A 6,592-nucleotide genomic window follows, 5' to 3' on the forward strand; every position below is an offset into this window, starting at 1 on the left:
GTGGACTCCTTGGGTTCGGTACGGCTTCCACCCCCCATCCTCCCGCCGTACCCTCCTTCCCGGCACCCCGTCCGCACCCGCCCTCCTACCGATATGACGCAAGCTCAAGAGTTTGCTAACCTAAGTCCGCCGACGCGGGATGACGGTCCCGCGTGCAGGCACCACGTCCGGGTGGCGGAATAGGCAGACGCGCTAGCTTGAGGTGCTAGTGCCCTTTGCGGGGCATGGGGGTTCAAGTCCCCCCTCGGACACCAGATGGGTCCCGAAACTGTGCAGGTCACAGGTTCGGGACTTTGTCATTTCGGCCTCGATTCTGCTTGTGATACCGCCGCTGATACTGATCATGGCTTTAGACCCCTGACACCAGGGTCGCGAACGTGTCTGCGGCATCCCGCTGATTGCCAGGAAGCACGTGGGCGTAGACCCCGAGGGTCACGACCGCGCCCGCGTGGCCGAGCCGCTCAGACACGACCTTGATCGGTACACCCTTGGCGAGCAGAAGCGTGGCATGAGCAGGCTGAAGAGTTCGAGGCGGCTCTCGGCAGGGTCGCGCGGTAGCGGCTTCGGCCGGCGCCCCTGCCCTTTCGTGGTGAGGGGGTGTCGTCGTACCTGGCACACCAACAGAACGACGTTCACTGGCCAACCCGCGGCCCCTTTCAACCGTCCTCACCTACCCGTCCGCCACAGCACAGGAGCGCTCGCATGAGAATCGCCCGCTCGATCGTCGTCGCTGCAGTCGTTGCCGCTCTCGCCGGGTGCGGGGCGGGTGCGGACACTGCGGCACCTGTCGTGACCGTCACCGCGCCGGCACCTGTGGAGAAGAGCCCTAAGCCGATCGAGAAGGATGACAAGGAACCCGATCCCACTCCGGCCGAGGAGAAGGAAGAGGTGGCGGAGAAGAAGGTCCTGCCGGACGTTGTCGGGATGAACCTGCAGGAGGGGCAGGACACCATGCAGGCCGCGGGGTTCTACATTCTGAACGACAAGGACGCCACCGGGCAGAACCGCTTCCAGGTGTACGACCGCAACTGGGTGGTGACCAAGCAGACGCCGGCCGCCGGACGGAAGGTGACGGTCGACACACTGATCACCTTGTACGCGAAGAAGATCGGCGAGTAAGACGAGTAGTGCGCGGCGCCCCTGCCCTTCGGGGTGGGGGCATCATCGTGTCCGGACCCCTCGCAGGGGCGATGAGCGCCCCGCCAGTCCGGCCCCGCAGTACAGGCCACCGCAACCCCCTGCGGACGATCACCCCGGAGCGCGAACATGAGCCGCATAATGCGTTACCTACGCTCCTCCACCGCGGAGTAGCTACGAGCGCAGAGAAGACCTATGACGCCCGCAGAGTCACAGCCGCACGACAACTACGCCAGGTTGCCCCTTGAGGAACTCGGCCTCACGGTTCGGGCGTACGCCCCCCTTAAGCGTGCGGGCATCAACACCTACGGCGAACTGATCGCTCACGGAGAGCAGGACCTGCTAGCGATCGATCGCAACAACCTCATGTATGTCGAGGAAGTCAAACGAAAGCTCGCCGCTATTGGCCTGTCCCTGCAACAGCCCCCTGCCTCACCACACTGAAGTAGCGAGGGCACCCGCTGACTGCCGGCGCGTGATCACCCAACCGCGCGAGCATGGGCGGCATGGATCCTGAGCTGGGCGCGGCCAACGGTCGACTTCTGCTACCAGCAGCCGGACACCACCACCGACTACAAGTGCACAGGCCCATTCGACCTCAGCAGCAGCCTGGGACTGTGGGTCCACAGCTTCAACGGCCTGGACCCAAGGGCACGATCACCGTCAAGCACACCCTGCACGGAGGCACCTATCCCGCGGGCGGCGGAACTCAAGACCGCGTCACGGTGAATTACCAGTACCAGCTGTGTGGCGGCCCGGCCGTCGTCCGGCGTGGTCAGGAACTGCGCGTATCGGTGACTCCTCAGGAGGCGGAGGGCTCAGCGGGGGCGCCGGGTCCGGGACAGCAGGGCCTCGGTCGCGCGTCTGGCCTCGGGGGAGGCGAACAGCCGCGCGGACAGGTCGACCATCTCCTGGCCGAACTCGTCCATCCGGGCGCGCATCGGGGCGGTGAGCAGCGCCTTGGCCTCGCGCAGGCCCTGTGGGCTGCCCAGCAGCAGGTCCTCCAGGTACGCGTCGACCGCGGTGTCCAGCTCGGCCTCGGGCACGGCGCGGGTCAGCAGCCCGGCCCGCTCGGCCTCGGCTCCGCCGAAGACCAGGCCGGTCAGCAGGTAGTCGGCGGCGGCCCGGTCACCGAGCCGGGGCAGCACGGTGAGGCTGACCGCGGCGGCGGCCAGTCCAAGGCGGACCTCGGTGAGGGCGTAGCTGCTCTCCAGCGACCCGACGGCGACGTCGGCGGCGGCGACCAGGCCCAGGCCGCCGGCCCGGACCGTGCCGTGCACCCGCGCCACCACCGGCTTGGGCATGGTCACGACGAGGCGCTGCACCTCGACGACACCCTCGACGATCGGGGTCATCGCGCCGGAGCGCACCGCCGCGAGGTCGGCGCCGGAGCAGAACGAGGGGCCGTTGGCGCGCAGCACGACGACTCGGACGGCGTCGTCGGCCGCGGCCCGCCGCAGCAGTGCGGTCAGCTGGTCCAGCAGCGGGCGGGACAGCGCGTTGCGGTTGGCGACCGAGTCCAGGGTCAGCACCGCGACACCGCGCTCGCGGTCCGCGTCGTACCCGACCAGCGCGGGTCCGGCGCCGGTCTCACCCGTCCCGGCGACGCCGGGAGTCCCGGGGGCGCTCATCGGGGCGCCCTGGGCAGGCCCAGGCCCACGGTGGCGATCAGCTCGCGCTGGATCTCGCTGACGCCGCCGCCGACCGGCAGCTTCAGCTCGGTCTTGAACGCGTGGTCGGTGTCGCGCAGCACGGCGGCGGTCAGCTCGTCGGCGGGGTCGCCGTACCGCTGCACCAGCTGTGCGATCCGGGCGCCGGCCTCGACCAGCCGCTCAGAGTTGTACAGCTTGTTCACCGAGGCGTCGGCGGCGCCCAGCGTGCCGGTGCCGGAGCCGGGCTCGCTGTAGCCGATGGAGACCTGCAGGTCGCCGGCGAGGATGCGCGGCAGGAACTCCCGCTGCTGCTCCGGGGTGCCGAACTCCTGAAGTGCCGGGCCGACCGAGTAGACGGTGACCAGTGGGTAGGGGACCTCGTACCGGAAGGCGGTGCTGACCACGATCTGGTCGGCCATCGGGCCGAGACCCCGGCCGCCGTGCTCCTCCGGCCAGCCCAGGCCGAGCCAGCCGCCGCGGCCCAGCCGCCGGGACACCGCCCGGTACGCGGGGCCGAACTCGTCCTCGTGCAGCTGGGCGCGCTCCTGCTCGGTCACCACGCCGGCGAAGTAGGTGTCCGCCTCCCGCTGGAGCTCGCGCTCCTCGGGGGTCAGGTCGATGTACACGCTGGTGTCCTCTCTCAGCTGACCCGGGCGGAGCCGGCCGCCGCGTCCAGGCAGGCCTCGGTGCCGCCCAGGAACTGGCCGAGGGCGAGCCCGCCGGTGACGTACCGGTGCAGCGGGCGGTCGATGTCGAGGCCGGTGCCGCCGTGCAGGTGCTGGCAGGTGAGCAGCGCCGGGACGGCAGACCAGGGCCGCCGATGCCGGCGGTCCAGGGGCGGCTCGGCGTGAACCCGGCAGCCACCGTGGACGCCGTGAGAGGCACTGTGGACCTGGCGGATCATGCCGGTCAGTCAGACATGCCGGACGGCCCGGACCGGTGGCGGCCGGTTGCGCCAGGCGTGGAAGCCCGATTCGGAGACGTCCATGACCCGGCAGGCCTTCACCGGTCATCACGGCGATGGCCGCGAACCGTCTTTTGGGGACGACCGCCTGCTTGGGCAGCTCGCCGATACGTCAGGGGACGGCCGGTTCGGTCTCCGGCGCCGCGACCGGCTCCGCGTTGTCGGAGGAGGTCACGCCGGGCTTCTGGCCGGAATCGATCAGGTCCTGTTCACGCCGGTTGCAGATCGTCTGGCCGGCTGATCTGTGGGTCGAATGCGATCTCTCGCACGGTACGACCGGCCTTCAACAGGTCCAGGACCTTCCGGCGGAACTCAGCGGGATATCTCCTTCTGAAAGGGGGGCAGAGGCGCGGCAGTCAACCAGAGCGACTCCACGGAACCGGGGGCACATCAAAGCCCGGGACGATTCAGTTCTCCGCCAGGACGATCACGCTGTCGTCCTGGGCGAGCGTCAGAGGGTCGGATTTGGGCGGGTTAAGAAGCACCCCATAGGAAGGCGCCTCCTCACCATGACGCTTGAGACGGTAGCCGATTGCGGTTTCGCCGCGCCGCCGTGCGGCCTCGACAACCGTAGCGAAGTTCGCTTCTTTCCCTGGAATGAGATAGTCAGAGGATGGCTTGAGATAAATCTCAGATCCGTCCGGCTCGAAAAGATGGGTGAACACCGCATTAAGGTGCTTGTTCTCCGCCATCTGGGTGAGCAGTAGGCTGATGAGCTTGGTGCTGACGATGAAGTCGTCAGCCTTGGTGACCTGGGCGACTTCCCTGTTGCCGTCGTCGTTCATCTCGGTCACGATCGAATAGGGGTCTCCGAGTTGCACCTCGATGTCTCGCAGATGCAGCAAAGTCACCAGGGTGCGGTCATCGGCGTTCCCGGGATCGGTGCTGTCATCTGACAGCACCACGATGTGCTCATAGCTGCCCAGATCAAGCGTTTCCAGCGATCGCCTACTCGTCAGTTCGCAGGGTTTGTAGCCGATCACCAGGTTGGTACGGCCTTCCGTGAGGAGTACGGTGGGCCGTGTGGGCGCGGCGATGTCGAGAGTGGACCCGGGCTCGACCAGGCGATCCAGTAGATCGATGATCTTCGGGGCACGGGAATTCCAGCCGATGAACAGAGTTCGATCGGGTTCCGGGGTGCGAGCGGGAACCATGGCGATCGCGGACTCCGCGATAGGGACCGGCGTATCGGCCAACTGGATGAGCAGGTCGTCCTCGGCGATCATAATCATCTGGTCTTGATCGCCGACTGGAGTACTCATGGACGGGTTGATCAGCACATCTCCGTCACCGCGCAGAATGCCAACCGGACTGCCGAGTCGGTAGGCATCAAGCGTCTCGCCGTAGGTCTTTCCGATCAACGCGGGCTCGGCGCGTATGTAGAACTCATTGCCGGCGAAGTCGAGCAGATCGGCGCACACGGTGGACAGACCCGCCTGCCGGTGGGACTGCACGACAAGCCGGACGGCGATGTCGTCGGCGTCGATGACCTGGGCCTCGGGGCCGGCGGCAAGCTTGGCGGCCGCGAGATTCTCCGAGTCCTGGACGGCGGCGACCATATGCGGCCGTCCGTGAGGCCAGGATCGGTTGCTCAGCAGCAGCAGAGACTTGATCACATTGATGTCGGAATCGTCGCCGGGGGGCGACAAGACCATGATCGCTCGCGCGGTTTCCGGGCTCACCAACTCCAGATCGTTTCGATTGAGGGGATTGCCGGAGCGGCAAATGACCCGCGTGCGCCCTGTGTCGCCGATCTGAGCGCGGATCTGCTCATCCATGTCGACCTTGTCATGGTCGGCGAGGATCACCACACACGAGCGCCGCTGACTTTGGTTGGCCTTGGCCAGCTCCGCCACGACCGTGAACACCTGGTCCGACCAGCCGAGCAGCACGGTATGGCCACGCTCGATCACGCGGGAGCGCCCCTTGCGCAACTCGGTGATCCGGTTCTCCAGGCCCGTGGTGAGCACACCGATCAATGAGCTGACAATGAAAACCCCGCCGATCGTGACCGTCAGCATGAGCATCAGGAACATCGCGCTGCCGGTGTCTCCACCCATCGTCCCTGGATCGATCGCGCGCATCAGGGTCATCCAGGTGATGCCGAGCCAACCGCCGTTGGAGATGGCGTCATCGCGTGCCAGCAGCAGCACGGCCCCTGTGACTACGATGATCAAGAGCAGTGATGCCAGGGTGAGCCAGCCGATCAGAGCCGGGGTGCCCCGATCCATCGTACTGTCGAACCAATATCGCAGCCGGCCCCGAAACCTCGCCCGCACCCCTGCCCCCTCCAGTGTTGACTTAAGAACGGAAAGGACCGTATCAGCGGCCGTCCCGGCTAGTGAATCTTCACTACAGAAACCCCCTTATATGAGGGTTTGTCCTCTTTCGCCGTCAGCTCTTCACTTGCCTCAGGCTGGGTATCTCCGCAGGCAAGGCGTCCTGTTCCCAACCTGAAATGCACCCTTTGGCGGTGATAAAGCCTCCTCACCTCACCTGCCGCTTCACCCCATTTCACGACGAGCGACCACCCCGGCTTCGCACCCGACTGCGGGGCGTCCGTCCCCGCCACCCGGACAACACGCCAGGGCCGTGCTCGACGAGTACACGGCGCTTCAGCCGGCCGGGTGGTCAACGACCGCAGATTCCACCATCCGGAATGGTCTCAGCCCCTCAATGCGGCGTTCCTGCGCATGAGGGCGACCTGCGTCACTGAAATTTTCATACCTCCGCTGAATTCTTCATGCCCAGGAGCAGGTCAGCGGTACGGCCTGGGGAAACGTCCTGTACACGCGCACGAAACAGGCCAAACATGGGAGCGCTCCCATATGAGCGTTTC

7 protein-coding genes and 1 tRNA gene are annotated in these 6,592 nt (G+C 66.5%); 4 read left to right on the forward strand and 4 right to left on the reverse strand.

The features are described 5' to 3' along the window. Positions 1 to 165 precede the first annotated feature (165 nt). The 3 genes from ABT061_RS47075 to ABT061_RS47085 all read left to right on the forward strand — a co-directional run bounded on the left by ABT061_RS47075 (position 166) and on the right by ABT061_RS47085 (position 1,581). Positions 166 to 254 (forward strand) — tRNA-Leu (locus tag ABT061_RS47075). 535 nt (positions 255 to 789) lie between these two features. Beyond that, positions 790 to 1,119: a PASTA domain-containing protein gene (locus tag ABT061_RS47080; protein WP_350930229.1), complete on the forward strand. Its 330-nt coding sequence runs from the start codon at positions 790 to 792 to the stop codon at positions 1,117 to 1,119. 213 nt (positions 1,120 to 1,332) lie between these two features. Then, positions 1,333 to 1,581 (forward strand): DNA-directed RNA polymerase subunit alpha C-terminal domain-containing protein, encoded by a 249-nt coding sequence (locus tag ABT061_RS47085; RefSeq protein ID WP_350930230.1) that lies wholly within the window; start codon positions 1,333 to 1,335, stop codon positions 1,579 to 1,581. A 374-nt stretch (positions 1,582 to 1,955) separates the two neighbouring features. Here the strand turns inward: ABT061_RS47085 and ABT061_RS47090 are convergent, their stop codons facing one another. Genes ABT061_RS47090 through ABT061_RS47100 form a run of 3 tightly spaced genes read right to left on the reverse strand, consistent with a single transcriptional unit; the run spans position 1,956 to position 3,693 of the window. Next, positions 1,956 to 2,768, reverse strand: coding sequence for an enoyl-CoA hydratase-related protein (locus tag ABT061_RS47090; RefSeq protein WP_350930231.1), 813 nt, complete (start codon positions 2,766 to 2,768; stop codon positions 1,956 to 1,958). Beyond that, entirely contained in the window at positions 2,765 to 3,415 is a 651-nt protein-coding gene (locus ABT061_RS47095; RefSeq protein WP_350930232.1) for an acyl-CoA dehydrogenase family protein, read from the reverse strand. Before ABT061_RS47095 ends, ABT061_RS47090 begins: the two co-directional genes overlap by 4 nt. Before the next feature lie 14 nt (positions 3,416 to 3,429). After that, positions 3,430 to 3,693 (reverse strand): hypothetical protein, encoded by a 264-nt coding sequence (locus ABT061_RS47100; protein ID WP_350930233.1) that lies wholly within the window; start codon positions 3,691 to 3,693, stop codon positions 3,430 to 3,432. Positions 3,694 to 3,775: 82 nt separating this feature from the next. Here ABT061_RS47100 and ABT061_RS47105 point away from each other — a divergent pair, with 82 nt between their 5' ends. Then, positions 3,776 to 3,994 carry a hypothetical protein gene (locus tag ABT061_RS47105; RefSeq protein WP_350930234.1) on the forward strand — a complete coding sequence of 73 codons (219 nt, stop codon included), beginning with the start codon at positions 3,776 to 3,778 and terminating at the stop codon, positions 3,992 to 3,994. A gap of 166 nt (positions 3,995 to 4,160) precedes the next feature. Here ABT061_RS47105 and ABT061_RS47110 read toward each other — a convergent pair whose 3' ends face one another. Then, positions 4,161 to 5,984, reverse strand: a complete 1,824-nt coding sequence (locus ABT061_RS47110; protein WP_350930235.1) for a CASTOR/POLLUX-related putative ion channel — start codon at positions 5,982 to 5,984, stop codon at positions 4,161 to 4,163. Positions 5,985 to 6,592 lie beyond the last annotated feature (608 nt).

Source organism: Streptosporangium sp. NPDC002544, assembly GCF_040295965.1.
Lineage (GTDB): Bacteria > Actinomycetota > Actinomycetes > Streptosporangiales > Streptosporangiaceae > Streptosporangium.

Bases quoted from the DNA above. Each gene is read 5' to 3' on its own strand.
- ABT061_RS47105 (WP_350930234.1), top strand. From the start codon at position 3,776: ATGACCCGGCAGGCCTTCACCGGTCATCACGGCGATGGCCGCGAACCG.
- ABT061_RS47085 (WP_350930230.1), top strand. From the start codon at position 1,333: ATGACGCCCGCAGAGTCACAGCCGCACGACAACTACGCCAGGTTGCCC.
- ABT061_RS47090 (WP_350930231.1), bottom strand. From the start codon at position 2,768: ATGAGCGCCCCCGGGACTCCCGGCGTCGCCGGGACGGGTGAGACCGGC.
- ABT061_RS47100 (WP_350930233.1), bottom strand. From the start codon at position 3,693: ATGATCCGCCAGGTCCACAGTGCCTCTCACGGCGTCCACGGTGGCTGC.
- ABT061_RS47110 (WP_350930235.1), bottom strand. From the start codon at position 5,984: ATGGATCGGGGCACCCCGGCTCTGATCGGCTGGCTCACCCTGGCATCA.